Below are 25,998 nucleotides of genomic sequence, written 5' to 3'. Positions count from 1 at the left end.
CGCAGACCTCAGCTCTTCTTTCGCGGGCCGCGTTCGGCCGGCGGTTCGCCGCCGCCTTCGGCCGAAGAGGCGGGCGATGCGGCCGGCTTGTCGCCCCCACCGCCGCCCTTGCGCGCGGATTCCTTGATGCCCTGCATGTCGCGCGCCTCGCGAATCAGGCCCGGCATTTTGGCGAGGCTACCGCCCTCGACGCCGATATCCGCCAAGAGGGAGTCGATCAGTGGCGCCTGAACGCGATAGCGCAGCGCCGAATCGATCACCTCGTCGGTGGCGCTGCGGCCGCCATTGCGGCCATGGCCGTTGCCGTTGAGGCCGTCGACCTGGAGGATGCGGATACCCTCGATCTTCTCCATCGGCTTGACGCTCTCGCGCACGATGCCCTCGATCCGATCGAGCAGCTTTCGGCGGAACAGCGAGTAGCGCGCCTGGTCGGTGAGCACATTCTCGGCTTCGTTGAGCATGCGCTGCGCTTCGGCCTCGACGGCGGCGCGGACCCGTTCGGCTTCGGCGGCAATGCGGGTTTCCTCGGCTTGCTTTTCGGCGAGCATCACCTCGACCGTTCTGCGCCGCTTCGCGATTTCGCTCTCGCGCGCGGTGATGACGCGCTCGGTCGCTTCGGTGGCTCGCATCCGCGCTTCTTCGGCCATCGCCTTGGCGGCGGACTCTTCCAACGACTTCTGATGAATGGCGATCGCCTTCTCCATCAAAGCGGTCTCGACCTCCTTCTCACGGTTTACTTCGAGCTTGCGCAGTTCGCGCTCGCGGCCGACGCGGGCTTCGTCGAGGCCGCGGTCGGAGGCAATGCGCGCGCGCTCGACCTCCTCGCGGGAGGCGATCTCGGCCTCCTGCAGTGATTGGACGCGCGCCACTTCGAGCTGCTCGATCGAACGGCGGCGCTCGATCCGGGCGGCCTCCAGCGCCTGCTCGCGCGAAACGTCAGTGGTCTCGACCTCCTTGCGGGCAACTATCTCGGCCTGCTTGACCTGGCGGTCGGCATCGATGCGCTCGGAACGCTTGGCGGAAAGTGCGATGACGCGCTCCTCGTCGGCGATCTCGATAGCCCTCTTTTGCTCGATGTTGAGCACCTCGCGTTTCTTGGACGAGGTGATCCGTTCGGCTTCGAGGGCGAGATCGACGGAGATGCGCTGGCGCTCGATGGCGTCGCGTCGCTTCAGCTCGGCCGCCTCCAGTACACCGGTGCGCTCGATTTCGAGCGAACGCGTGTCTCGCTCGGCTTGGATGCGCTCGGCGGCAACCGTTTTCTCCTGCGCAATTCTGGCCGCCTCGATCGCCTCGCGGGAGGCGATGTCGGCTTCCTCGACGGCACGGTTCCGGGCGATCTCGAGCGAGCGGACGCGTTCCTCCTGCGCGATGCGCGAAGCCTCGGTGATCTCACGCGCGGCGATGCCGGCGACTTCCAGCGTCTGGTTGCGCTCGATCTCCAGCTGGCGGGTGTTCTGCTCGGCGGCGATGCGCTCGGCGGCGAGCGTTCGCTCACGGGCAATGCGGGCGGCCTCGACGGCGCGTTGCGCCTCGATCTCGGCCTCCTGTATGGTGCGGACCTGCTGGATCTCCAGCGCGCGGGTGCGTTCGTCGGAGGAGATGCGCTCGACATTGACGATCATCGTCTGCGCGATGCGGGCCTTCTCGGTGGCTTCGCGTGCGGCGATCTCGGCCTCGTCGACTGCGCGGGTGCGCTCGATCTCACGGCGGCGTGTCTCCTCCTCATTGGCGATACGAGCGTCGGTGACAACGCGGTCCTGCTGTATCCGGGCCTTCTCGATCGACTCGCGGGCCGCGATCTCGGCTTCCTCGACGGTACGCATCCGCTCGATCTCGCGCTGGCGGACCTCGCGCTCCGATGCGATCCGGGTCGTGTCGATCGATCGCTGGTTGGCGATCCGGGTTTTCTCGATCTCCTCACGCGCCAACAGCTCCTTCTCCTCGATGGTGCGGGTGCGCTCGATCTCCTTTTGGCGGGTCTCGCGCTCGGAGGCGATGCGGGCTTCGGCAATTGCCTGCTCGTTTGCGATCCGCGAGCGCTCGATGGCTTCGCGCGCCGAGATCTGGGCTTGCTCGGCCTCGGTCTCGCGCAGGGCGCGTTCGCGGGCTACTTCCGTGCGCTGGAGCGCGCGGCGCATCTCGATGTCGCGTTCCTGCTCCAGCCTCGCGGTCTCGCTCTCGCGCTCGATGTCGAGCGCCTGTCGCTCGGCTTCGAGATTGCGGGTGCGGATCCTGATCATCGAGTCCTGCTCGATGTCGTTGCGCAGCTTCCGCTTGGCCTCGATGTCCTCCATCAGGCGCGTCAGACCCTCGGCGTCGAACCGGTTCGACGGGTTGAAGAACTCAAGGTCGGTCTGGTCGAGATCGGTGATCGCAACCGATTCGAGTTCGAGTCCGTTCTGGGCGAGCGCTTCGGCCGCATTGGTCTTGACGCGAGTGACATAGTCGCCGCGGCGCTCGTGCATTTCCTCCAGGGTCATTTCGGAGGCGACCGAGCGGATCGCGGAAATAAACTTGCCGGCCAGCAGCGCGTGGAGCTGTTCCGGCTCCATGGTGCGGCGGCCAAGCGTCGCCGCTGCGATCGACACGGCTTCGTGGGTCGCTTGGACGCGGACATAGAAGTCGGCCTCGATGTCGACACGCATGCGGTCGCGGGTGATGACCGCATCCTGTTTGGAACGCACGATGCCCATTGGCAGAACGTTCATGTTGACCGGCGTATAGTCGTGGATAAAGGGCAGCACAAAGGCGCCGCCGTTGATCACCACGCGCTCGCCGAGGAAGCCGGTTCGGACGAACGACACCTCCTTGGAGGAGCGGTGGTAGAGCCAGTTGACGATGTAGACGCCAACCACGATCACGATGATCGCGACGATCAGCCAGAGGATTAACTCGCCGATCAGGATCCCTGACATGTTTTGCTCCCTCTAATCGTCTCGGCGTCATCGCGCGCCGATCGCCTTGAACTTGCGGACCTGATCCGTCAGCGCCCGCTCCACCGGCAGCCGCTCCATCGAAGAGGCGCCGTAGAAGCCATGGCAATGGCGTGTGTTCTTCATGATGAAATCGGCATCCGCGGGATCCGCGATCGGACCGCCATGGGCAAGCACCAGAATGTCCGGATTGACGCTCAACGCGGCTGACGCCCAGATGTCGATGCGTGCCGGGCAGTCCTGCAGCCTCAGTGCGGTCTGCGCGCCGATCGTGCCGCCGGTGGTGAGCCCGAGATGGCAGACGATGATATCGGCGCCGGCAATCGCCATTGCGGCGGCTTCGTTCTCGCTGAAGACGTAGGGCGTCGTCAGCAGGTCCTTCTCGCGCGCCTTGGCGATCATGTCGATCTCTAGCGCATAGGACATGCCGGTCTCTTCGAGATTGGCGCGGAAGACGCCGTCGATCAGGCCCACGGTCGGAAAGTTCTGGACACCGGCGAAGCCCAACGCCTTGAGTTGATCGAGGAACAGGTCCATGTCGCGGAACGGATCGGTGCCGTTGACGCCCGCGAGCACCGGTGTCGTGTGGACGACGGGCAGCACTTCGCCGGCCATCTCCAGCACGATGGCATTGGCGTCGCCATAGGGCATGAGTCCCGCGAGCGAGCCGCGGCCCGCCATGCGGTAGCGCCCGGAATTGTAGATGACGATGAGATCGACGCCTCCGGCCTCTTCGCACTTGGCCGATAAGCCGGTGCCGGCGCCGCCACCGACGATCGGCTCGCCGCGCTTCGCCATCTCGCGAAACCGCCTCAAAAGTGTAGCGCGTTCAAACCGGACCATCTGTCACCTCACTACTCTCCGGCGCGCCCCGGCGCGGCCGAACAGCGTTCGGAAAGCGCTCACGATGGTCGAGGCGAACTCGGGGTCGTTGATGTTCTGCTTGACGCGGATGAGCTCGCGGTTGCCGGTCTGCCGCACCGTGTGTTCCAGCGCGCGGAACAGAGCGGCGTCGGCCTCGGGGTCCCAGAAGGGCTGGCCGCGGGCACCGAGTGCGGAGACGCCGCCTTCGGGCAGGAAGAAGCGCACCGGCCCGTCCATCTGGTTGAGCCGCTCGCCGATCCAGCGGCCCATCCGCTCGTTCTCCTCCGCCGTGGTCCGCATCAGCGTCACCTGGGGATTGTGGACGTGGAATTTTCGGTTGCGGTAGCGTTCGAGGATGGTGTCGGGTGCGCCGAAATTGACCATGTCGAGCGCACCAACCGAGCCGACATAGGGCACGCGGGTGCGGATGATCGCGCCGAAGCGATCGTCCGTCGCCGGAAACACGCCGCCCATCAGGAGGTCGCAGATCTCGGTTGTGGTAAGATCGATGACACCCGCGAGCTGGCCGGACTCGACGAGCTTTTCCATCGAGCAGCCGCCGACGCCGGTGGCGTGGAAGACGAGGCATTCAAAGTCCGCGCGCAAATCGGCTGCGATCTTCTGGACGGCCGGCGTCGTGACGCCGAACATGGTGATGCCGACCGCGGGCAGCCCTGCGCTCGCAGCCCGCTCCCTGGCCTCACGGTGATCGAGCCGCGCCTTGACCATGCCGGCGATCGCGTTAGCGCCGTTCGACAGCACGGCGCGCGAGATCGAGTTGAGCCCCTGAACGTCGGTGACCGAGTGCATCATGGTGATGTCGGCAGGACCGACATAGGGCCCGACATCGCCGGAGGCGACGGATGAGATGATCAGTTTGGGCACGCCGACGGAGAGGGTGCGCATACCCGGTGCAACCAGCGATGCCGCCCCCGAGCCGCCCGCTGAGATCACGCCGGCGATGTTGCCTTGCCGCCTTATCCAATTCGCAAATGCGTCCGCCATCGCGGTGACCGCGACGCCCCGATCGGGCCCAAACACGGCCGAGCCACCGCGGCCGTGGTTGAGCGCGATTTCCTGCGCGGAGACGTCGCAAGTTGCCTGCTTGCCGCTGGTGGAGACATCGACCAGCCGCGTGCGCAACCCGCTACCGGAGATGATGTCGCGGATGAAGCGCAGCTCGGTGCCCTTGGTGTCGAGCGTGCCGACGACTAGGACGACTGGCGGTCCTAACGACTGGGACGTCACCGGCTCGCGCTTGCGCGGCGCCGTCTCGTCAAGGCGCGCAACCTGTGTCGAGAGCGTGCGCGCCGCCGCCTCGATCCTGGCGATCGGCGCGGGTTGGGACCAGCGTGTCGGCGACGTTGGGTTGGAGATGTAGATGCGGATCGGACGGTTAGGATGGGCGTGCTGTGGCGCCGCCTTCGCCTCTGCGCCGGCCGCGGGCACGTCGAGATCAGGCGTAAGCTCGGCATGAAGCCCGACGCCGAGCAGGCGCTGCTGCAGCTCGCGGTCAGCGGCGAGCCGCGCCGAGTCGATGATGCGGTTGATGCGGCCATTGACCATGATTGCGACGTTGCGCGAGACCGCGGTCGCCACGCCGATGTTCTGCTCGATCACGAGCACGGCAATGTCGTCGTCGTCGCCAAGCCGCAGCAGCATCTCCTCGACCTGGGCGACGATGACGGGCGCGAGCCCTTCGGTCGGCTCGTCCATGATCAGGAGCTGCGGATTGGTCACGAGCGCGCGCGAGATCGCGAGCATTTGCTGCTCGCCGCCGGAGAGCTGGCCGCCACCATGGTCCTTGCGTTCGGCGAGGCGCGGAAACGTCTCGTAGATGCGTTCGACGGTCCAGGCTCCGGCCCGCATTCCGCCGGCAAGCCGCAGATGCTCATCGACGCTGAGCGAGCGCCACAGACGGCGGCCTTGCGGCACATAGCCGACGCCGAGACGCGCGATGTGGGCCGGCGGCCGGCGCGTGATATCCTCGCCGCGGACGCGGATCGAGCCGCCCCTGACCGGCACCAGGCCCATGATCGCCTTGCACAGCGTGGTCTTGCCCATGCCATTGCGGCCAACGACCGAGAACACGCCGGCATCGAGCGAGAGGTCGACACCCTGCAGCGCATGCGAGTGGCCGTAATAAACGTCGAGGCCCCGGACCTCGAGGGCCGCGGCGCTGCGGCGAGCCTCATTCATGGCCGCCTCCGAGATAGAGTTCCTGCACCTCGGGGTCGGACTGGATCTCCTCCGGCAGGCCCTCCTTGAAGATGCGGCCGTTGTGCATCATCGTCACGCTCTCGACGACGCGCAATGCCACGTCCATGTCGTGCTCGATGATGATGTAGCCGATATGGGCCGGCAGTGAGGTCAGGATCTCGACCAGCTCGGCTCGCTCGGTCGGCGAGAGGCCGGCGGCAGGCTCGTCGAACAGCACGAAGCGCGGCGCGCCGGCAAGCGCCAGCGCGATCTCGAGCTGACGCTGCTGGCCGTGCGCGAGCTCGGCGACGCGCCGGTCCTTCACCGCGGTCAGATGCACCGCCTGCACCAGACTATCGGCGGCGTGCATCAGCGCGTCGTTCTGCCCGGGACGCAGGAACGAGAACCGTCCGCGCGAGACGCCGCGGCAGGCGAGGTAGACATTGTCCTGCACGGCGAGGCCGGGAAACAGCGCCGAGATCTGATAGGTTCGCCGCAGCCCGCGGCGGATGCGTTCGTAGGGCGGTAAATCCGTGACGTCCTCGCCGAAGAACCGGATGGTGCCGGACGAGGGCGGGAAATCGCCAGTGATGCAATTGAACAGCGTAGTCTTGCCGGCGCCGTTGGAGCCGAGCACAGCACGGCGCTCGCCGGGGCGCACGGTGATGGTAACGTCAGTCAGGGCCGCGAGCGCACCGAACAGCCGCGTTACCCCGCGCAGCTCCAATGCCGCGCCGGCGCCGACGGCGGAGAGGCGTTGCGCGACGCTATCCATGGCCGCGTCCTCCGCCGGGGCGGTCTGCTTGTCGACGCTGGCTCTGGCGCCAGCGCTGCCAGAGGCCGATGACGCCGTCCGACGACCAGAACACGATGGCGAGGAAGCCAAGCCCGATCAGCAGGCGGAAGCGGTTGCCGTCGAGCCCGATCTTGACCAGGAAGTCGAGCGCGAAAGTGCGCAGGAAGACGAAGACCAGCGCGCCGATGTAGGGACCGATCGGCCGCGTGATGCCGCCGACGACGGCGATGATCAGGACGTCGATGCAGGCGCCGACACTGACCGAGCCCGGCGAGATCTGGCGGTAGTTCCAGACCTGGAGCACGCCGGCGAGGCCCGCGATGAAGGAGGCGACTGCATAGGCCGCGACGCGGTGCGCATTGACGTTGAAGCCGAGCGCGGCCATGCGGCGCGGATTGTCACGCACACCCTGGAGCGCCAGCCCGAACGGGGCACGAGAGATATAGTCGACGGCGAAGTAGCAGAGTGCGGCGACGGCGAGCACGATGTAATAGAAGGGAATATCATCGCGCCAATTGACACCCCAGAAGTGTGGCGTCCCGACGGTATTGATCCCGGTGTGACCGTTGAAGATCGCCCAGTTCTGGTTGGTGAAGTAATAGAACGCTGCGCCGATCGCCAGCGTGATCATGATGGTGTAGATGCCCTCGGTGCGCACCGCGAGCGCGCCGCCGAGCGTGCCGAAGATGGTCGCGAGGGTGAGCGCCGTCGGGATGGCAAGCCACCACGGCCAGCCCAGGCTGATATTGGCGTTGCCGCTGACGCCGAACACCGCTACCATGTAGGCCGCGAAGCCCGCGATGGTGAGCTGCATCAGGCTGACCATGCCTCCATAGCCGGCGAGAAACATCAGGCTGAGCGCGATGGTGCCGAGGATCAGCGTCGTCGCAAAGATCTCGATCAGGAAGAAGCCGTTGGCGATCAGCGGCATGATCAGGAGGATGACCGCCACGATCCAGGCCGCGGGATTGTTGATGTCAGGCCACCCGCGAGCGGCCGGACGTTGAGCCGTTGAGGCGGGCTTGTGAACCTGGACGCGGGCGTCGTGGGTGACGGACATGTCAGCGCCTCGCGAGCAGGCCTTGCGGCCGAAGCGCCAGCACCAGCACCATGATTAGGAAGGTCACGACGATGGCGTATGTCGGGATGTAGACCGAGCCGAGCTGCTCGGCGAGGCCGATGATCAGCGCGCCGAGCGCCGCGCCAGGAATCGAACCCATGCCGCCGACGATCACGACCACGAGCGAAGCGAGCAGGAAGCGAATGTCCTCGCCGGGTGAGAGGGACTGGAAAGTGCCGCCGACCACACCGGCGATGCCGGCAAGTCCGGCGCCGAGCGCGAAGACGAGCACGAAGACGATCTGGATGCGCACACCGGTCGCGGCGAGGATATCGCGATCGTCGACGCCGGCGCGGATGATCATGCCGATCCGGGTCCGGTTGAGCGCGAGCCACATCGCAACGCCGATAATAACGGATGCCAGGAAGATCACGAGCCGCACCAGGGGATAGCGCAAGTACACCGGCTCGCCCGAGGATTTCACCGCAGTGATCAGCGGCAGCTCGATCGGACCGATCAGCCAGTTCGGGGTCTGGATCTGGTAGAAGTCGCCGCCGCAGGCCCACAACATCAGATCGGCAAACACGATCGAGAGCCCGATCGTGACCATGGTCTGGCGCAGATCCTGGCCTTCCATGCGGCGGAAGACGAGGACCTGAAGCAGGACGCCGACCAGCGCCGTCAGGATGAAGGCGATGATGAACGAGAGGATCCAGGAGCCGGTCGAGGCACTGATGGCGTAGCCGACATAGCCGCCGAACAGATAGAGCGAGCCGTGCGCGAGATTGACGTTGCGCATCAGGCCGAAGATCAGCGTAAAGCCGCTGGCGACAAGGAAATAGAGACCACCAAGGGTGATGCCGTTGAAGAGCGCGTTGAGGAAGACCCGCTTGCGGCCGATTGCTTCTTCAAGCCCTGGCGGCCACACCGCGAAGATTAGCCAAAGCGCTACCGCGATCCCGATGATGACAATCAGCGCCCAGGCTGGATGGCGCTCGACAAAGCGGGTCATGATCGCCGCTCCGTTCCCACGTCACTCCAACCCTCTTTCCCCAAACGGGGTGAGGGGGCACGCAGACCGTTGCCGGCCGCAAGCCCTGCCATGAAGGTGCGCTCCCTATCGACCGCGATCCTCTTTTCGGGACCGCGTTCCGCACATCCTAATGGGGCCGCGAGGGAAGCGCTTGATCGTGAGTATCTTTTCGCGCGCCCGTCAGGCCCGCAAAACCTTGGCCGCGCGGCGATAATCGGTCGGCGCCATCCCGACATTGGCGGCGAAGAAGCGGGTGAATGCGCTCTGCGATGAGAAGCCGAGATCGAAGCCGATATCGGCGATTGGCGCCTCGCTTGCCACCAGCGCCTCCAGCGCCTGCTCCATCATCAGCGTATTGAGATAGAGGTGTGGGGTGACGCCGGTCTGGGTGCGGAACAGCCGGTAGAAATGCGGCCGCGACAGGCCGGATTCGCGCGCAATGGTGTCAAGCTCGATCTCGGCGCCGGGACTCTCCGACATCATCTTGATACATTTGCGCACGCGGAAATCGGTGACTGAGCCGTTTGCGCGCGGATCGCGCGCGGTCTCGGCCTGCTGCCAGCTTTCGTCGTAGCAGATGTCGATCAGCCGTCTCAGCTCGCCATCAAGGCTGTTGAGCGAGGGTGCGCCGCACACGAGCGCGGCTGCGTGCCTGATATGCCTGTCCAGCGCAATCGACCGCGCGAACTGGGTGCGGCCGAAGCGCAGGCGGTCCGCGCCGGGCGCATCGGGCGCGAACCACTCCGCATTGACATAGAGCACGAAGAAAACGGCGCCGCCTTCGAGATCGGACGGCAGGAAATTGTGCGGTTCCCATGGATTGATGGCGACGACGGAACCTTCGGTGAGTTCGTAGCGTCCATCGCTGACATCGATGCATGCGGGACGTCCCCCGACATGGAAGATCAAATGACCTTCGCGATGTGCGTGGATGTTGAAAGGGCGGTTCAACTGATAAGCCGTCGCCCGACCAAAGCGGCCGTGGAAGACGGCGAGCGCCCGGCTCATGCCTTCCCTCCCAAAAGCTCTTGTCTTTTTTTGGTAGCGTTCAACAACCGGGGAGAGAATGCAAGGGCGCACGATGTCCGCGCCTTGCAAATCTCTCCCCGGTCAGTCATCGCTCGCGAACGAGACTACGTCAGTATTTCTTACATTCCGGTACTGTACGGCTTGGCAAACCGATCTTGGCGAACACCGCGGGGTCGTAGCCCAGCGTCTGGTTGACGTTCGGGATCACCTTCACGACCTTCGAAAACAACGCGCCCTTGCCGTCGTCGACGACCTCGGTGACGAAGTTGGTGCCGATCGCCTGACGGTTGGAGTCGAGCTTGATCTTGCCGTTGGGTGCGTCGAGTTCGATCTTGGCGAGGGCTTCCTTGTACTTGGCCTGGTTGTTGGAGAGATCACCATTGACCTGACGCAGCGCCAGGATCAGCGCCATGGTCGAGCCGTAATAGTTGGTGGCGAGCAGCGACGGGCTCGGGAAGCGCTTGTTCGGCGGGAAGGCGTCCTGATAGTCCTTCACGAACTTCTGCCAGCTCGGATCCTCCCAGGTGTCGGCCTGGCCGCTCGCGGCGAGCGTGCCGACCAGCGCGCTCTTGGCGTTGCCCTTGGACGACAGGATGGTCTGGTCGATCATGATCGAGCCGCCCATCAGATGCGCCTTGCCGCCAGCCTGCTGGTACTGGTTGAGGAAGTTGACGGCGTCGGCGCCACCGAGGCCGAGATAGATTGCATCGACGTCATCCGGCAGCGCGGCGATGACCGAAGCAAAGTCCTTGGTGCCGAGCGGCACCCATTGCCGGTTGGTGACTTGGCCGCCGGCGCCGCAGAACTCGAGTACGAGGCCGAACACCTGCGTATAGATGAAGGAATAGTCCTCGCCGACGGTCGCGATCTTGCGATAACCCTTGGTTTCATAGGCGTATTTGCCGAGGCCCACCTGCCACTGTGCGCCGTCCATGTTGTAGCGGAAGAAGTTCGGGGCAGGATCGACATAGGTCGTTTCCTGGGCGCCGGAGGCAGCGTTGATGAAGGTCAGCTCGGGATGGGTCTTTGCAAAATTCTTCACCGCGATGCCTTCGTCGCCGGACAGTGGCGACAGCAGGATCTGCACCTTGTCTTGCTCGATCAGCTTGCGCACGGCGCGCACGGCGGAATCCGGCGTCGCGTCGGTCGAAGCGATAACGAATTCGAGCTCTTTATCGCCGACCTTCTTGCCCAGCACATTGAGCGCCGTCTGGAAGCCGCGGATGCCGTCCTCACCGAGCACGGTGTAGGTGCCTTCGAGCGTTGCGGTGACGCCGACCTTGATCTTCTCCTGTGCGAACGCCGTGCCAGACAACAAAAGGCTGCTCAACGCAATAAATCCCACACTACCCTTCAGCATTGGTCTCCTCCCTAGTGTTTTCGCCGACGCCGTATTGTTTGATGTAGCGAGCGTGAACGTCCGGTTGTTGCACGGAAAGCTAGCCGATGCCGAGCGCGGCGCGGATGTTGTAACCCTCGTGTGGTTGACGCGCAGTCTCATTTTGATTGTTGCGTCGCAACGAGTTTGGTGACGCAATGTCGCGGAGGTAACGGCTGCACTGTCATTGCGCGGAGCTTCAGGCGAGCATGTCAACGCCGGCCCAGTCTAGTGCGCAATCGCGGGAGGGACCGAGACGCTTCCGCCGGTGCGCACCCTTGCGGTCAGCGCAAGCTTAATCTCGCCGGCAAACGTCGGCACGACCCGGGCCCTTCGGCAGGCGTTCAGCTAATAATTGTCCACCCAATCGGCCCGCTGCCTAAGCGTCAACTAGGTCGGCGGATCAGGACGACATCGCCGACCTGGATGAAATTGTTCCAATACGGCACCTGAAAGCCATTGTTGCCGAGGAACACCGTGCCTTTGTTGTTGGTGTATTGCTCCTTGTAATAGTTCTTCAGCGCGAATTGAGGATTCTTCGGATCGCTCTTCGTATCCCAAGGCGACAGAGCGACGATACGGGTGTTGGCGTTGACATGATACTGGGACTCGATCCTGACACGTGATGAGTGTGGTGCGGCCTGTCGATCGCGGCGATGCTGCCCACCGAGGTCATCAGCTCATTCGGCCAGTCGATATTGAAGCCGGAATATCATGCGCTGCGAACTGCCGATCGTGACGCCCGCGACGACGGGCGAGGCGAAATTGAGAATCGAGCCTTGTCCGTCGATGGTCAGATCCCTGGCGCCCTCGATCAGCCAATGGCCGGGGCTTGCTCGGCGGCGCGACAAAATTATAGACCGCTTTCGGAAAGATCACGGCTACGTAGCCGCCTGAAATCGCCTCCTCGATGGCGTGATCGAAATGACCCGAGGCACAGCTCGAATCTCGAACTATCATGCGAGCTCAAACTGCGTTTCAGAAGAGTGCGCTTGCAATGTTTAGTAGGTCGTGGTTCACTAAACAAATCGAGCTTGGCTGAATCCCTAAGAATTCCGACAAGCACGAGGAAACGTCCGTTTAGTCGTTCAGCCCATGAAGGACTGTATCGCTCTGCTCGAAGCATTCGAGCGGGTTGGAGAGTCGTGCCATGTCGATGGCCGGCCCCACTGGGAGGGAAAGCGTTATGAAACAGGCAGTAAAGGCGCTTCTTACTACTTTCGGAGTTCTCGCGTTCGCGCTCGGCGTCGGAGTGGGGACTGCGCCTGCGCATGCGCAGGGTAAGACCATCACGTTGTGCTGGGCCGCGTGGGATCCCGCCAACGCTCTGGTCGAACTGTCGAAGGACTTCACCGCCAAGACCGGTGTCGGCATGAAGTTCGAATTCGTGCCGTGGACCAACTATGCCGACCGCTTCCTCAACGAACTGAATTCGCATGGTTCGCTCTGCGATCTTATCATCGGGGATTCGCAATGGATTGGGGGCGCTGCCGAGAACGGTCAGTACGTCAAGCTCAACGATTTCTTCAAGAAGGAAGGAATCAGCATGGACGACTACATGCCCGCGACAGTGGTCGGCTATTCCGAGTGGCCGAAGAACAGCCCGAACTATTGGGCGCTGCCTGCCATGGGTGACGCAGTGGGCTGGACCTATCGCAAGGACTGGTTTGCGCGGCCGGAGATCCAGGCGGATTTCAAGGCTAAATATGGCCGCGATCTGGCCGTGCCGAAGACGCTTGATGAATTGCGAGAGATCGCAAAATTCTTCCAGGGCCGCGAGATTGACGGCAAGAAGGTCTATGGCGCTTCGATCTATACCGAGCGTGGTTCGGAAGGTATCACCATGGGCGTTTCGAACTATCTCTATGATTACGGCTTCCAATATCAGGATCCGAAGAAGCCGTATTCAATGGACGGGTTCGTCAATTCGCCCGGCGCTGTGAAGGGGCTCGAGGCCTACAAGGAGCTCTACAAGTGCTGCACGCCGCCCGGCGCGTCCAACTCCTACATGTCCGAAGGCCTTGACGCGTTCAAGTCGGGGCAGGTCGCACTGCAGATGAACTTCTTCGCCTTCTTCCCAGGCCTCTACAAGGATCCGAACGTCGGTGGGGACAAGATCGGCTTCTTCAGCAACCCGGCCGGCCCCGCGACACAAGCGACGCAACTCGGCGGGCAGGGGATTTCGGTGGTTTCCTATTCGAAGAACCAGGGCGAAGCGCTGCAATACATCAAATGGTTCTCCGGCGGAGACGTGCAGAAGAAGTGGTGGGCGCTGGGCGGTTATTCCTGCGCCAAATCCGTGTTGAACGATCCGAGCTTCCCGAACAGCGCGCCGTTCGCCGGGGAGTTTCTGAAGTCGATGGGAATGGTCGTCGACTTCTGGGCCGAGCCCTCTTATGCGCAACTCCTGCAAGCCGAACAGAAGCGCGTGCATGACTACATGGTTGCAGACAAGGGCACCGCGCAAGAAGCGCTCGACGGTCTGGTAAAGGACTGGAAGGCGATCTTTAAGGAAGAAGGCAAGAAGTTCTAGGGCAAACGCCTGGAGCGCACGCGAGCGCGCTCCAGGCTCTGTTCGGCAAAACCCGCAGGCGTCGCATAGTCGACGGTCGCGACGCCAGGATTGACCAAAGCCATGAACGATTTGAGTACCTCGTCGCAGATCACCTATCGGGCCGTCCCGATCCGACCAGGCGTGATACGTCGTATCCGCGGCCTTTCGGACCAGGCGCTCGCGTGGCTTTTCATCACACCGACGATCGTACTGCTGCTGGCGATCAATATCTTCCCACTTGTGTGGACGATCTATCTGTCGTTCACCAACTACCGCGCCAATCGGGCGAACGCGCCGACAATATGGCTGGGGACCGATTGGTATCAGTCGATTCTGACCGATCCAGACATCTGGGCGGCGATGCAGGTGACGGCGCACTTCGTGGTGTGGACTGTGCTGATCGAGACTGTGCTCGGGTTTGGTCTTGCCTTCCTGATCGACAAGAAGTTTCGCGGCCATGGCCTGTGGACCACCATCATTCTGTTGCCGATGATGCTTTCACCGGCAGTCGTCGGCAATTTCTGGACCTTTCTCTATCAACCGCAGATCGGATTGTTCAACTATGTGGTCGCTTTCTTCACTGGGCGCGACGCTTCGTCGTTCCAGATGCTCGGAGACGTGACCCTCAGTCCGTGGGCCATCATCATCGTCGATGCCTGGATGTGGACGCCCTACGTGATGCTGATTTGCCTGGCCGGGCTGCGTTCGATCCCGGATTACATTTTTGAGGCAGCGGAGGTCGATCGTGCGTCGAATTGGCGGCAGTTTTGGTCCATCACGCTGCCGATGGCTTTACCGTTCATCATGCTGGCTGTGCTCTTTCGCGGTATCGAGAACTTCAAGATGTTCGACATGGTCAACCTCCTGACCGGAGGAGGGCCGGGCTCGACCACGGAAGTCGCCTCGATCACACTGAAGCGCGCAGCCTTTGAGAGTTGGCGAACCGGCTATTCCTCGGCCTTCGCAATCATTCTGTTCGTGACCGTATTCGGCCTTGCCAACATCTACGTCAAGGCGCTGAACCGGGTGAAGAGCCGATGAGCGCCTCAAACGCAGCCCACTCAGTCGTCGAACCGTCGACCGGCGCTCGCCGCTTCGCCGGCCTGCTCGTCATACTGTATGCCATCATAACGATGGTTCCGCTGGCATGGATCGTACTGACCTCGTTCAAGTCGCCTGACGATGCGATCTCCTATCCGCCGAAGGTCCTCTTCAAACCCTCCCTTGAAGGCTATTGCAATGTCTTCACAACGCGCTCGCGCCAGACCAAAGAGTTTATCCAGACCCTGGGCCCGCCGCACGGGCTTTGTGACGACATCGCGCGCAGCCGCAACATGGTTGTCGCCGGACCGTCGAACTATGTGCCGCGCTTCATCAACTCGCTGATTATCGCCTTTGGTTCGACAGCGCTCGCCGTCGCGCTCGGCACGCTCTCAGCTTATGGTTTTTCGCGTTTCCGCGTGCCGTTGAAAGATGATCTCCTGTTCTTCATTCTGTCGACCAGAATGATGCCGCCAATCGCGGTCGCGATCCCGATCTACCTGATGTACCGAACAGTTGGACTGTCGGATACCCGACTCGGGATGATCCTGCTCTACACCTCGGTTAACGTCTCGCTCGCCGTCTGGCTTCTCAAGGGCTTCATCGACGAAATCCCGCGCGAATACGAAGAAGCGGCAATGATCGACGGCTATACGCGCTTTCAGGCTTTCGTAAAGGTGGTTCTACCGCAGGCAACTACCGGGATCGCGGCAACGGCGATTTTCTGCTTGATTTTTGCGTGGAACGAATACGCCTTTGCGGTGCTTCTGACCTCCGGCAACGCGCAGACCGCGCCCCCTTTTATTCCGATCATCATCGGCGAGGGCGGCCAGGATTGGCCCGCAGTAGCCGCCGGTACGACGATCTTTCTTGTACCGATCGTCGTTTTCACGGTCCTGCTCCGCAAGCATCTTCTGCGCGGCATTACCTTTGGGGCCGTCCGCAAATGAGCTTTGATGTGAACACGTCCACGCCCCACGTCAGCCTGACGAACAGAGTGCTGCGGCGCGGTCCGCTAGAAGCCGCCGCGACAACGATCATTGCTGTAGGCGTGGTCATGCTGATGCAGCCGTTTTTTCTCACGCTTTATTCCTGGTCTTTCGCGGTCACTCTATTTGGGACGGTGATGTTCACAATCGTCTCGAAGGTCAGGGAGTAGCGCTCGATGGCACAGATCAGAGTCGAAGCGCTCAACAAATCCTTTGGAGAGTTTCACGCCGTCAAGGACGCGAGCTTCACGGTAGATGACGGACAGTTCATTTGTCTGCTTGGGCCGTCGGGGTGCGGCAAGACCACAACACTGCGGATGATTGCGGGGCTGGAATTGCCGACATCCGGCACGATCAGGCTCGATGGTGACGACGTGACGATGAACCGTGCCTCCGCGCGAGATATCGCCTTCGTATTCCAGCTATTTGCGCTTTACCCGCATATGAATGTCAGGCGCAATATTGGCTTTCCCGTCAAATGCGAGGGGATCGGGGCTGCGGAGTGCAACCGGCGCGTCGTAGAGGCCGCTCGGATCCTGCGCATCTCCCATCTCCTCGATCGGTCCGTTTCGAGCCTCACCGGCGGCGATCGTCAGCGCGTCGCGCTTGGGCGGGCGATTGTTCGCAAGCCGAAGTGTTTCCTGATGGACGAGCCGCTCGGAGCGCTCGATACCGAACTGCGCGAGGCGATGATCCAGGAGTTGCGCGCGTTACATGACCGTCTTGGCGCGACGACCGTCTACGTAACGCATGATCAACTGGAAGCCATGGCGATGGCGGACCTGATTGCGGTGATGAACAACGGCGTGGTCGAGCAGATTGCGAGCCCACGCGACATCTATGACCGACCTGCGTCGCTCTTTGTCGCAGACTTCATCGGTTCTCCGTCGATGAATTTTCTGCCCTTCCGCGGCAGCCTGCAAGCTGGAGCGCAGACGATCCGGCTCGGTGATCGCGAAGTTGCGATACCCACCGTACGTGAAGCGCTAGCGGAGAGCGATCTTGTCCTGGGCGTCAGACCCGAGCATGTACGTTTTACCGATCGCGGCATGGTGCGGGGCGAGGTCTATGGATCTGAATATCTCGGTACGACCCAGATCGTGACCGTGACGACGCCTTACGGTGCTCTCAAGGCCCGCTCGCCGGCCAGCATGTCGTTTCAGATCGGGGCGAATGTCGGGCTCGAATTTCGGCCTGATACGTTGTCGATCTTTGACCAGACATCAGGCCGGGCAATCCGCACCGCGTTGTATGAAGGAGGCGCGCATGGCTGAAGTCGAAATCGGAGCGGTCTCCAAGGCGTTCGGCAAGACGCAAGCCGTCGTCGATCTGTCCCTCACCATTGGAGACGGCGAATTCGTTGCATTGTTGGGGCCAACCGGCGCCGGCAAGACGACGACGCTGCGTCTCGTCGCCGGACTCGAGACGCCCGACGGCGGTGCGGTCCGCATCGACGGGCGCGATGTGACCCGCGATGCGCCGGCTGATCGCGACGTCGCTTTCGTATTCCAGCAATATTCGTTGTACCCGCATCTTACCGTGTTCGAGAACATGGCCTTTGCGCTACGAGCTCCGGCCCGTCGCTTACCAGAGGCCGAAATTCGCGCAAAGGTCGAGCAGGTTGCGCGTCTTCTCCATATCGAAACCAAGCTCCGCAGCAAGGCGACGCATTTGTCGGGCGGGCAGATGCAGCGCGTTGCGATTGGCCGTGCTCTGGTGCGTTCGCCCTCGATCTATTTGATGGACGAACCACTTTCTTCGCTGGATGCCAAGCTGCGCGGTGAAATGCGCCTGGAGCTTAAGCGCATTCAGATGGATCTCGGCGCGACGATCCTCTACGTCACCCACGATCAAACGGAGGCCATGACCATGGCGTCGCGCATCGGCGTGATGGAGGCTGGGCGATTGATGCAGATCGGTACACCGCGCGAGATTTACGAGAACCCGGTCAACGCCTATGTCGCCGCACGGCTCGGCCAGCCGATGATCAACCTGCTTCCGGCCGGTCTATTTGCGGGCGCTCCGTCGAGCGCCAAGACCATCGGGGCGCGTACCGAGCACCTGGCTATCACGCGCAATGGCGGGGACGTGTCGGCAACCGTCACGCGGGTCGAACATCTCGGCGACCAGAGCCATCTGCACCTCAATCTCGGTGGCCAACCCGTTGTGACGTTGGCGGAGTCTGAGACGACGTTAAACGCCGGCGACGTCGTGTCTCTACGGCTTAACAAGCCGCTGTTCTTCGACGCGGCCGGAAAGAGGGTCGCGGCATGAGTCTCGATCGGGACTCCAGGGAGAATCTGGTGCGAGCGCTCGCGGAATCGGTGATCCAGCACGCTGAAGAACTGACCAGTCTCGATCAGGCGATCGGTGATGGCGATCACGGGTTGAACATGAAGCGGGGCTTTGAGGCAGTACTCGCGACATTGCCTGGCCTTGCGGACAGATCCCTGCAAGAAATGCTGAAGTCGATCGGAATGACGCTCGTCATGAAGGTTGGCGGGGCCTCTGGGCCGCTGGTCGGCACCTTCTTCATGGAGTTGGGCAAGGCGCTTCCGGAGCAACCGACTCGCGCCGACTTCGTCGCGGCCACGGATATCGCAATCAATGCCGTGAAGGCGCGCGGGCGCTCGGAGGCAGGACAGAAAACCTTGTTGGATGTCCTGGTGCCCGTGCAAGCGGTATTGGCTGAGGGAGGCGATGCGCGGGCGATTGCATTGGAAGCGGTGCAGGCTGCCGATCGCACGAAGCCAATGCTCGCCATTCGTGGCCGGGCCTCTTTTCTCGGTGAACGTTCCATCGGTCACATGGACCCCGGTTCGCGATCGGTGTCCTTGTTGATCGGCGCTGCAGCCAAAGTATTGGAATTCGAGGCAAGGTCATGAGCGGTCCAAATGGCGGTAATGTCGGAATCGTCATCGTTTCACATTCGCCCAAGATAGCGGAAGGTGCGGCAGATATGGTGCGGCAGATGGTGGGCAACGCGGTACCGCTCGCCTGGACAGGTGGCGACGTCGATGGAGGGCTCGGCACGAATGTTGCTGGAATCCTCGAGGCAATCGAGGCGGCATGGTCGCCGGCAGGTGTAGCTGTGCTCGTTGACCTCGGTGGGGCGGAGACGAATTCTGAGATGGCGGTGGAAATGCTGGCCGAAGATCGGAGGGCACGTGTCGTCATCTGCAATGCCCCTGTGGTTGAAGGAGCTGTGATTGCGGCGACGGAATCTTCGGGTGGTTCATCACTTGCCGCTGTCAAGCGTAGTGCGGAGGAATTCTATGCATGATGCCCACGCCAGCCGGGCAGGTGAAACGTCGGTGCCGCTGACCGCCTCAGCGGTACTCGTCAACAAGGTCGGCCTTCATGCGCGGCCATCGGTCAGGCTTACGCAGTGTGCGAAGAAGTTCGTCGCGAAGATCGAACTTGCTCTCGCTGGAGACGGCCCGTGGACGGACGCCAAGAGTCCGGTGAAGGTGATGCGTGTCAAGGCTCCGCAGGGGGCGACGCTGCATTTCCGCGTCACCGGACCCGACGGCGAGGCGGCGCTTGCTGCCGTGCTTGGGCTTGTGCGTGACGGCTTCGGCGAGGCTTGACGGCGGTGGTCGAGATCCAACTCACCGGCCGTGCCGCATCGCCGGGTCTCGCGTTCGGGCCGGTCACCATGCTGACTATGACCGTGGCCGGGCGAACGACGAGCGGGGATCCGGCGCAGGAGGCTGCAGCGCTGCGGGCGGCGATCGAGGGAGCTAGGGCGGAACTGGCCGAGCAGATCAAGACGATCCAGGGTGATGCGGCAGACATTCTGGAATTCCAGGCCGCGATGCTTGAAGACGATGCGCTCGCGGATGCGGCATATGAGGTCATCTCGACAGGGATCGCGGCCGACCATGCCTGGCGCCAGGCACTCGACGTAGAGATCGCGGGCTATCGCGCGGCTGAAGATGAATATTTCCGGGCCCGCGCCGTTGATATCGTTGACATCCGCGAACGCGTGCTTGCGCATCTGGGCGGTGCGGACACTGTCGCCAGGATCGCTGGCGGCTCGATTGTTGCGGCTGACGACATCACGCCTTCCACCTTTCTTGCGACCGACTGGTCGCAAGGCGGTGCGATCGCGCTGGCCGGTGGATCGCCGTCCTCGCATGTCGCCATGTTGGCGCGCGCGCGGGGGGCGCCCATGGTCGTCGGGCTAGGTCCGTTGTCTTGGAACGGGCAGCCACCGACGCTGGCACTGGTAGACGGGGATACAGGAAAAGTCATCTTCGATCCGGAGCCGGAGACCATTCGTCGCTTTGAGCAGCGTATGGTGGCTGCGAGGTCCGAACTGGCTGTCGCCGAGGCGACCAGCCTTGCGCCTGCCTTTATCGCCAATGGTCGGCGGATCGCGGTTCTGCTCAATATCGCCGCGCCAGAAGACCTTGCGAGCCTCAATCCCGCAATTTGCGACGGCATCGGCCTTGTACGCACGGAATTTTTGTTTGAGGCGGCTCACGGCCTGCCGGACGAGGAAACGCAATACAGGGTCTATCGGGACATTCTCGTCTGGGCCCAAGATAAGCCAGTGACGATCCGGACCCTGGATGCGGGCGGAGACAAGCAGATTCCCGGTTTGACGGTCGATGGTGAGAGCAATCCGTTTCTCGGCCTTCGCGGTATCCGCCTCTCGCTCGCGCGGCCGGAGGTGTTTCGCATGCAACTCCGCGCGCTCTGCCGTGCGGCTGTTCACGGGACGCTGAAAGTGATGTTGCCCATGGTTGCGGTCCCGTCGGAATTAGACCGAGCGAACGAAATACTTGACGCGGAGTTCTCGGCCCTCCAGGCGAAAGGAGTTGCCTGCGCTCGCCCGCCGCTCGGCATTATGGTCGAGGTTCCAGCGGCGGCGCTCTGTGCCCGGGATTTCGGCGCTGCATTCTATTCCATCGGCTCGAACGATCTAACCCAGTACACGATGGCGGCGGCGCGCGATATTGGCGCAGTCGCCGACCTCAATGATACCAGCAATCCAGCTGTGCTGGCACTGATTGCCGCGACCGTCGAGGCCGGGCTAAAGCGTGGTGTTGAGGTCTCGCTCTGCGGCGACGCTGCGGCCGACACCCACCTGACGACGGCGCTGCTCGCAACCGGCCTGACAACTCTCTCAGTGTCGCCGATTGCCGTCGCACGGCTCAAGGCCGCAATCGCAAAGGTGGGTTCATGAAGGACGATGTCGGCAAGGACACGCCTGGTGACAAGAACGTCGCGGAATACAAAATAATCCTGCGAAAGGTACTCGACAATCGACCTTCGGGGACGCGGCTGAAGCTTGCGGCGGCGTTGGGCAAGAATCGCTCTTTCGTGAGCCAAATCACGAATCCGGCTTATCTGGTGCCGATCCCAGCAAAGCATGTCGCGGTCATCTTCGAAGTCTGCCATCTATCCAGCGCGGAGCGTTCGGCATTTCTCGATGCGTACGGCCGCGCGCACCCCGGAAGACTGCGTGCACCCCACCGCGAAGCGCGCACGCGTATCATTTCGGTGACCGTACCTGAACTTGGTGACGATAAGAAGAATCGCGTGCTCGAACAGCTCATCGTGGATTTTGCCGCGCAGCTCGCGCGCTTTGCAGAAAGCGTCGGTTAAGCCATTGATTTTGAACTTTGGACCTGATGGGGAGGACGTTCATGAAAAAGCTGATCAACAGCGTAGATACGGTACTCGAAGAAAGTCTTGATGGCTTGGCTGCTGCGCATGCGGATCTCCTTGTGCTCGGCACCGAGCGGAAGTTTGTGCGCCGTCGAACATTGAGACCGGGCAAGGTCGCGCTGATTTCGGGAGGCGGTTCGGGACATGAGCCGCTGCATGCGGGCTATGTCGGCCTCGGCATGCTTGACGCGGCTTGCCCCGGCCAGGTCTTCACCTCGCCGACACCTGACCAGATGATCGAGGCCGCGGAGGCTGTCGATACCGGCGCGGGCGTGCTGTTCATCGTCAAGAACTACGAAGGCGATGTGATGAATTTCACCATGGCGGCCGAGATGGCCGGCCGAGAGGTCGCAAGCGTGGTGACTAACGACGACGTGGCGGTCGAAAAGTCGACCTACACGACCGGTCGTCGCGGTGTCGCTGGAACGTTGATCGTGGAAAAAATGGTCGGTGCCGCGGCCGAGACCGGTATGCCCCTTGCCGCGCTCAAGACGCTTGGTGATGAGGTCAATCGGCGTACGCGCTCGATGGGGGTAGCCCTGCTGCCATGTACCGTGCCAGCGGCTGGACGGCCAAATTTCACATTGGCCGACAACGAAATGGAAATGGGCGTCGGCATTCATGGCGAGCCTGGCCGGCGCAGAGTTCCGTTGGCTTCCGCCGATGCGATCGCCGCCGAGGTACTCGACGCGATCCTGAAGGATCTTGTACCCAGCAAGGGCAGTGAAGTGCTGCTTCTCGTCAACGGGTTTGGCGCGACGCCTCTGATCGAACTCTATCTGATGGTTAATGCCGCAAAGCGGACTCTGGATCGTGCGGGAATCACGGCGACGCGTTTCCTGACCGGCTCCTACGTCACATCTCTCGACATGGCCGGCGTCTCGATCACCGTATCCGTGCTCGATAGCAATGCGACGAAATTATGGGATGCTCCAGTGCAGACGGCGGCTCTGCGTTGGGGCGTCTGATCTCGGCTCGCGGCTTAATCTTGATTGCAATCAAGGATCTATCGGCTCCGCCCCGCCGAAGCTAGTGATCGGCATGGCTATCTCTCCGGCCGCCACCTTGCGAGCGAATTTCTCCGGCTACATGGTGGCGTGAATGACGGCTACGCGGAGCTGAGGAGACGGCTCGATCAACCGGGTGGTCGTCACATCGTTCTGACCTCGAATTCCCCTATTAGAGGACAAATGACATGGACAAGAGAACTCTGCTGATCACGGGTTCGTCGACGGGATTCGGCCATGCAACCGCCAAGCTATTCGCCGACAGGGGCTGGAATGTTGTCGCCACAATGCGAGACGTCTCGGCCGCCGGAGATCTTGCCGGACGCAACAACGTGCTGGTGAGTCGCCTGGACGTGACCGAGCCCGCCAGCATCGACCAGGCGATTAAGGCCTCCATCGGGCACTTCGGCAAGCTCGACGCGGTTATCAACAACGCCGGGTATGGCCAGTATGGGATATTCGAAACGATTCCCCAGGAGAGCATCCAGAGGAACTTCGATGTCAACGTGTTCGGGGTCATGAATGTCATACGCGCGATCGTGCCGGTCTTCCGCAAGCAGAAGGAGGGACTCATCCTAAACGTCAGCTCCGTCGGCGGCTTGGTCGGTCTGCCCTCCATCTCGATATACCTCTCGACCAAGTTCGCGCTGGAAGGTTTCACAGAGTGCCTGTCCTACGAACTCGCTTCGCAGAACATCGTCGTGAAGCTTGTTGAGCCCGGCGGCGGCGATACCGCCTTCCACGCGCGATCGTCGAAGCAAAATGCCGGAGATGGCGGCATCGATAGCTACGGGCCATTTCTTGAGCGGGCCTACGCGGCGCTGGGCAAGCTGGCCCAGCATATGGCGACGCCGGAGCGCATCGCCGCGGTCATCTATGGCGCTGTCACTGATGGCACAAAGAGGCTGCGCTACTTCGCCGGCGACGACGTGAAGCATCTCGTCGAGGCCCGCCGGAAGTTAAGCGACGAAGACTACGAGAACTACATGCGCGGCCAGTTCGCTTGAACCGGGTGTTCGAGGCCTCGCATCGATAGTGGCGCTCAGGAGAATTGGATTGCGAGGAAAGGAGCGCTCAAGCTTGTGGCTGATCGGCCGTTAGAGCTCTTGGGTCTGTGTTTGTTGCGAAGCGAGTGCGGTCCGTCTTGGCAGGCGACCGATGGCCAGATTGATGAGTTCATGAGGCGGTTCTATCCGCCTGCTGGATCAAGATGATCCGTATCTCAAGAATTCAGAAGCAGCCTTCTGCCTTAATCCTAATTAGGGCAGGGCAACTCTCAGATTGATGTTCGGGCATTTCTGGCGAGATTTTGCTACACGGCGCGACGAGCTTTGCGCAGGCACCGATAGAGATGATTAAGTGACTGAAAATAAATGGAAATGTTGCACGGCGACAATGATGGATTGGACCGAGAGTTCAAGTTTTTCAATTAGTTGGAATGCGGCGTGTGCGCGACGTGTGCACCGGGAGATCAAGAAAGATCTTGTGATAGCCAGTATGAGCAGACCCTCATGCGCGGCCACGCCTTCGGCAAGCATGACGAGCGCGCGCGAATTGCGCTGCCAGTAGCCGCAATACAGAGAGGCCGGGCAGGGTGCATCACACCTGGCGGCTGGCTAGGGGCGATCTTGCTTTTCGCCCGCTCGCCGTAAGATCGAGATGGGATTTCAGGCTTTCCCGCAGCCGTCCTGAAGCTTCATTGTGCTCCGTGATTAGGGCCGGTCCACGGCCATTGGCTCAAAAGCCCATCGTGTACGATCAGGCAAAACGAAGCCGCTGGTCGATGCCGAGCCGCTTTGATTTCTCAAGCATCGCATGGCCGAGCGCAATATCCGACAGCGAAAGCCCACGATGCCAGAGCAGATTGGTCTCGGCGTCGCTCTGCCGCCCCGGCTTGAGACCTGCGACGATCCGCCCGAGTTCCGTATGCAACGTCGTCTCGGACAGTTTCCCAGCCTCGACATGGGTTCGCAGACTGCCGAATTTACCGCCCTTGCACTGGCCCCAATCGTCGACAACCAATTTCGTTATTCCGTCCGTCAGCGCCAGTTCGACCGCGCTCATCGTGTCATGGGGGACCACAAGAGCGCCCTGCCTGATCCAATCGGTTTTGAGGAGCAGCGTCGGCTTGTCGAGCCGGGAGGCTTGTCGTCAGTTCGCGGCAACTCCGATCTTCTCGAGCTGTCGCCAGTTCAGCGGGCGTCACCGGTCGTTCTGCCGAGCCGCTCCGACAATCCGATCCAGAATCTGGTCGAGGATCGGCATCGATGTTGCGAAATTGAGCCTGACAAACTGTGAGCAGCCGGGGTCAAAGGTCTCGCCGGCGCTGAAGCCGAGTCGGGCTTTGTTCAGGAAGAACTGGAATGCCGCCGCTGACAGACGGAGTTCGCGGCAGTCGAGCCAAGCCAGGTAAGTGGCTTCCGGAGCATGGAAGCGGATTTCCGGCACCTCCGCCGCAAGCACATCCACGACTCTGTTCCGAGCCTTGTGAAGGTGGTCCATCACGGCATCGAGCCAGGGCTGGCCTTCCGTCCAGGCGGCCACCGTTGCGTCGGCGCCGATGACATTGGCCTGACCTGTCAACCGGAGCGGGATACGGTTGTGAAACCGCTTGCGCAGGTCGTCACTGCCGAAGGCGATCACGGCGCAGCGCAGGCCGGGAATGTTGAAGCTTTTGGTCGCCGAGTTGAGAGTCACGGTGCGCGCGGCAATGTCGGGTCCGAGCGAGGCAAACGGAATGTGCTGGTATCCAGGATAGACCAGATCGGAATGAATCTCGTCGGAAATGACGATGAGATCATGGTCGATGACGAACCGGGCCAATGACAGCAACTCGTCCCGGGAAAACACCCGTCCCGTCGGGTTCTGTGGATTGCACAGCACGAAGATGCGGGTTCGCTGGTCCACCAGCGCCGCCAGTTCGTCGATGTCGAAGACGTGGCGGCTCCCGTTGTCGCGCATCGGCAGCGTCAGAAGCCGGCGTTCCGTCGTGCTGATGGCGTCGCGAAACGGCGGGTAGTTCGGGACCTGGAGGACGACGCTGTCGCCGGGATCCGAGAACGCCAGGATCGGCGCGTAGGTCCCCTGTACCAGATCCGCCAACGGCAGCACGAGATCGGGCGAGAGCTCCCAGCCGTAGCGGGACTTCATCCGGTTGGCGAAGGCCGCGGCGACGAGTCGGTCCGACTTCTGTCCGTCGCGCAGCGGGTAGCCATAGTCGCCATCCCGGACGATCCGCTCGATCGCCGCCTGGATCGGGGCGGCGACGGAAAAATCCATGTCTGCGACGAAGGCAGGCAAGACGTCGGAATCGTACTGATTCCACTTGGCGTTACGGCGCGCCCGCAGCGCAGATTGCGATAGTTCGAAGCTGATCGTTTCTCGGCTGCTGCTCATGATCTCTGTCCGCGGCGCTTTCGTTGGATGGGAGGCG

Annotated in this window: 23 protein-coding genes and 1 pseudogene; 13 read left to right on the top strand and 11 right to left on the bottom strand. The window is 62.1% G+C overall.

From position 1 onward, the window contains the following. Positions 1–8: 8 nt before the first annotated feature. The 9 genes from ABIB73_RS05625 to ABIB73_RS05585 form a co-directional block, all read right to left on the bottom strand. Positions 9–2,918 (bottom strand): flotillin family protein, encoded by a 2,910-nt coding sequence (locus ABIB73_RS05625; protein ID WP_354222054.1) that lies wholly within the window; start codon positions 2,916–2,918, stop codon positions 9–11. A gap of 27 nt (positions 2,919–2,945) precedes the next feature. Then, positions 2,946–3,779 (bottom strand): phosphoenolpyruvate hydrolase family protein, encoded by an 834-nt coding sequence (locus ABIB73_RS05620; RefSeq protein WP_354222053.1) that lies wholly within the window; start codon positions 3,777–3,779, stop codon positions 2,946–2,948. A gap of 3 nt (positions 3,780–3,782) precedes the next feature. Next, complete coding sequence (locus ABIB73_RS05615) at positions 3,783–5,999, bottom strand: ABC transporter permease (RefSeq protein ID WP_354222052.1); 2,217 nt, start codon at positions 5,997–5,999, stop codon at positions 3,783–3,785. Continuing rightward, positions 5,992–6,774, bottom strand: coding sequence for an ABC transporter ATP-binding protein (locus tag ABIB73_RS05610; protein ID WP_354222051.1), 783 nt, complete (start codon positions 6,772–6,774; stop codon positions 5,992–5,994). Before ABIB73_RS05610 ends, ABIB73_RS05615 begins: the two co-directional genes overlap by 8 nt. Then, positions 6,767–7,855 carry a branched-chain amino acid ABC transporter permease gene (locus ABIB73_RS05605; RefSeq protein WP_354222050.1) on the bottom strand — a complete coding sequence of 363 codons (1,089 nt, stop codon included), beginning with the start codon at positions 7,853–7,855 and terminating at the stop codon, positions 6,767–6,769. The genes ABIB73_RS05610 and ABIB73_RS05605 overlap by 8 nt, the downstream gene beginning before the upstream one ends. Before the next feature lies 1 nt (position 7,856). Continuing rightward, a complete protein-coding gene (locus ABIB73_RS05600) occupies positions 7,857–8,867 on the bottom strand; it encodes a branched-chain amino acid ABC transporter permease (protein WP_354222048.1) in 1,011 nt (336 codons plus the stop codon). A gap of 201 nt (positions 8,868–9,068) precedes the next feature. Further along, positions 9,069–9,896 carry a helix-turn-helix transcriptional regulator gene (locus ABIB73_RS05595; RefSeq protein WP_354222047.1) on the bottom strand — a complete coding sequence of 276 codons (828 nt, stop codon included), beginning with the start codon at positions 9,894–9,896 and terminating at the stop codon, positions 9,069–9,071. Positions 9,897–10,026: 130 nt separating this feature from the next. Continuing rightward, a complete protein-coding gene (locus tag ABIB73_RS05590; RefSeq protein WP_354222046.1) occupies positions 10,027–11,277 on the bottom strand; it encodes an ABC transporter substrate-binding protein in 1,251 nt (416 codons plus the stop codon). A gap of 698 nt (positions 11,278–11,975) precedes the next feature. After that, a complete protein-coding gene (locus tag ABIB73_RS05585) occupies positions 11,976–12,146 on the bottom strand; it encodes a hypothetical protein (RefSeq protein WP_354222045.1) in 171 nt (56 codons plus the stop codon). 335 nt (positions 12,147–12,481) lie between these two features. Between ABIB73_RS05585 and ABIB73_RS05580 the strand changes: the two genes are divergently transcribed. From ABIB73_RS05580 to ABIB73_RS05520, 13 genes are all read left to right on the top strand, one after another. Continuing rightward, entirely contained in the window at positions 12,482–13,828 is a 1,347-nt protein-coding gene (locus ABIB73_RS05580; RefSeq protein WP_354222044.1) for an ABC transporter substrate-binding protein, read from the top strand. A 102-nt stretch (positions 13,829–13,930) separates the two neighbouring features. Beyond that, positions 13,931–14,890, top strand: a complete 960-nt coding sequence (locus tag ABIB73_RS05575) for a carbohydrate ABC transporter permease (protein ID WP_354222043.1) — start codon at positions 13,931–13,933, stop codon at positions 14,888–14,890. Beyond that, positions 14,887–15,840 carry a carbohydrate ABC transporter permease gene (locus ABIB73_RS05570; RefSeq protein WP_354222042.1) on the top strand — a complete coding sequence of 318 codons (954 nt, stop codon included), beginning with the start codon at positions 14,887–14,889 and terminating at the stop codon, positions 15,838–15,840. The genes ABIB73_RS05575 and ABIB73_RS05570 overlap by 4 nt, the downstream gene beginning before the upstream one ends. Further along, positions 15,837–16,049 carry a hypothetical protein gene (locus tag ABIB73_RS05565; protein WP_354222041.1) on the top strand — a complete coding sequence of 71 codons (213 nt, stop codon included), beginning with the start codon at positions 15,837–15,839 and terminating at the stop codon, positions 16,047–16,049. The genes ABIB73_RS05570 and ABIB73_RS05565 overlap by 4 nt, the downstream gene beginning before the upstream one ends. Before the next feature lie 6 nt (positions 16,050–16,055). Next, positions 16,056–17,153, top strand: coding sequence for an ABC transporter ATP-binding protein (locus ABIB73_RS05560; protein WP_354222040.1), 1,098 nt, complete (start codon positions 16,056–16,058; stop codon positions 17,151–17,153). Continuing rightward, positions 17,146–18,153, top strand: a complete 1,008-nt coding sequence (locus ABIB73_RS05555) for an ABC transporter ATP-binding protein (RefSeq protein ID WP_354222039.1) — start codon at positions 17,146–17,148, stop codon at positions 18,151–18,153. The genes ABIB73_RS05560 and ABIB73_RS05555 overlap by 8 nt, the downstream gene beginning before the upstream one ends. After that, positions 18,150–18,764: a dihydroxyacetone kinase subunit DhaL gene (gene dhaL, locus ABIB73_RS05550; protein ID WP_354222038.1), complete on the top strand. Its 615-nt coding sequence runs from the start codon at positions 18,150–18,152 to the stop codon at positions 18,762–18,764. Before ABIB73_RS05555 ends, dhaL begins: the two co-directional genes overlap by 4 nt. Beyond that, the gene (dhaM, locus tag ABIB73_RS05545; RefSeq protein ID WP_354222037.1) at positions 18,761–19,162 is read left to right on the top strand and encodes a dihydroxyacetone kinase phosphoryl donor subunit DhaM; all 402 of its coding nucleotides are present in this window, start codon (positions 18,761–18,763) and stop codon (positions 19,160–19,162) included. The genes dhaL and dhaM overlap by 4 nt, the downstream gene beginning before the upstream one ends. After that, a complete protein-coding gene (locus tag ABIB73_RS05540; RefSeq protein WP_354222036.1) occupies positions 19,155–19,469 on the top strand; it encodes an HPr family phosphocarrier protein in 315 nt (104 codons plus the stop codon). Before dhaM ends, ABIB73_RS05540 begins: the two co-directional genes overlap by 8 nt. Before the next feature lie 5 nt (positions 19,470–19,474). Further along, positions 19,475–21,073 carry a phosphoenolpyruvate--protein phosphotransferase gene (ptsP, locus tag ABIB73_RS05535; protein WP_354222576.1) on the top strand — a complete coding sequence of 533 codons (1,599 nt, stop codon included), beginning with the start codon at positions 19,475–19,477 and terminating at the stop codon, positions 21,071–21,073. Continuing rightward, a complete protein-coding gene (locus ABIB73_RS05530; RefSeq protein WP_354222035.1) occupies positions 21,070–21,495 on the top strand; it encodes a hypothetical protein in 426 nt (141 codons plus the stop codon). Before ptsP ends, ABIB73_RS05530 begins: the two co-directional genes overlap by 4 nt. A gap of 41 nt (positions 21,496–21,536) precedes the next feature. After that, positions 21,537–22,526 (top strand): dihydroxyacetone kinase subunit DhaK, encoded by a 990-nt coding sequence (gene dhaK, locus ABIB73_RS05525; protein ID WP_354222034.1) that lies wholly within the window; start codon positions 21,537–21,539, stop codon positions 22,524–22,526. Positions 22,527–22,753: 227 nt separating this feature from the next. Continuing rightward, positions 22,754–23,572 (top strand): SDR family oxidoreductase, encoded by an 819-nt coding sequence (locus tag ABIB73_RS05520; RefSeq protein ID WP_354222033.1) that lies wholly within the window; start codon positions 22,754–22,756, stop codon positions 23,570–23,572. 751 nt (positions 23,573–24,323) lie between these two features. On the opposite strand, the pseudogene ABIB73_RS05515 reads toward ABIB73_RS05520, so the two are convergent. Together ABIB73_RS05515 and ABIB73_RS05510 are read right to left on the bottom strand one after the other, a co-directional pair. Beyond that, a pseudogene (locus ABIB73_RS05515) lies at positions 24,324–24,713 on the bottom strand (ornithine cyclodeaminase family protein); the annotation flags it as partial. Between the two features lie 54 nt (positions 24,714–24,767). Continuing rightward, positions 24,768–25,961, bottom strand: a complete 1,194-nt coding sequence (locus ABIB73_RS05510; RefSeq protein ID WP_354222032.1) for a MalY/PatB family protein — start codon at positions 25,959–25,961, stop codon at positions 24,768–24,770. Positions 25,962–25,998 lie beyond the last annotated feature (37 nt).

Origin of the sequence: Bradyrhizobium sp. F1.4.3 (assembly GCF_040548375.1) — a bacterium.
Lineage (GTDB): Bacteria > Pseudomonadota > Alphaproteobacteria > Rhizobiales > Xanthobacteraceae > Bradyrhizobium.
Note: the sequence above shows the minus strand (reverse complement) of the source record. Positions and strands in the feature narration are given on the sequence as shown.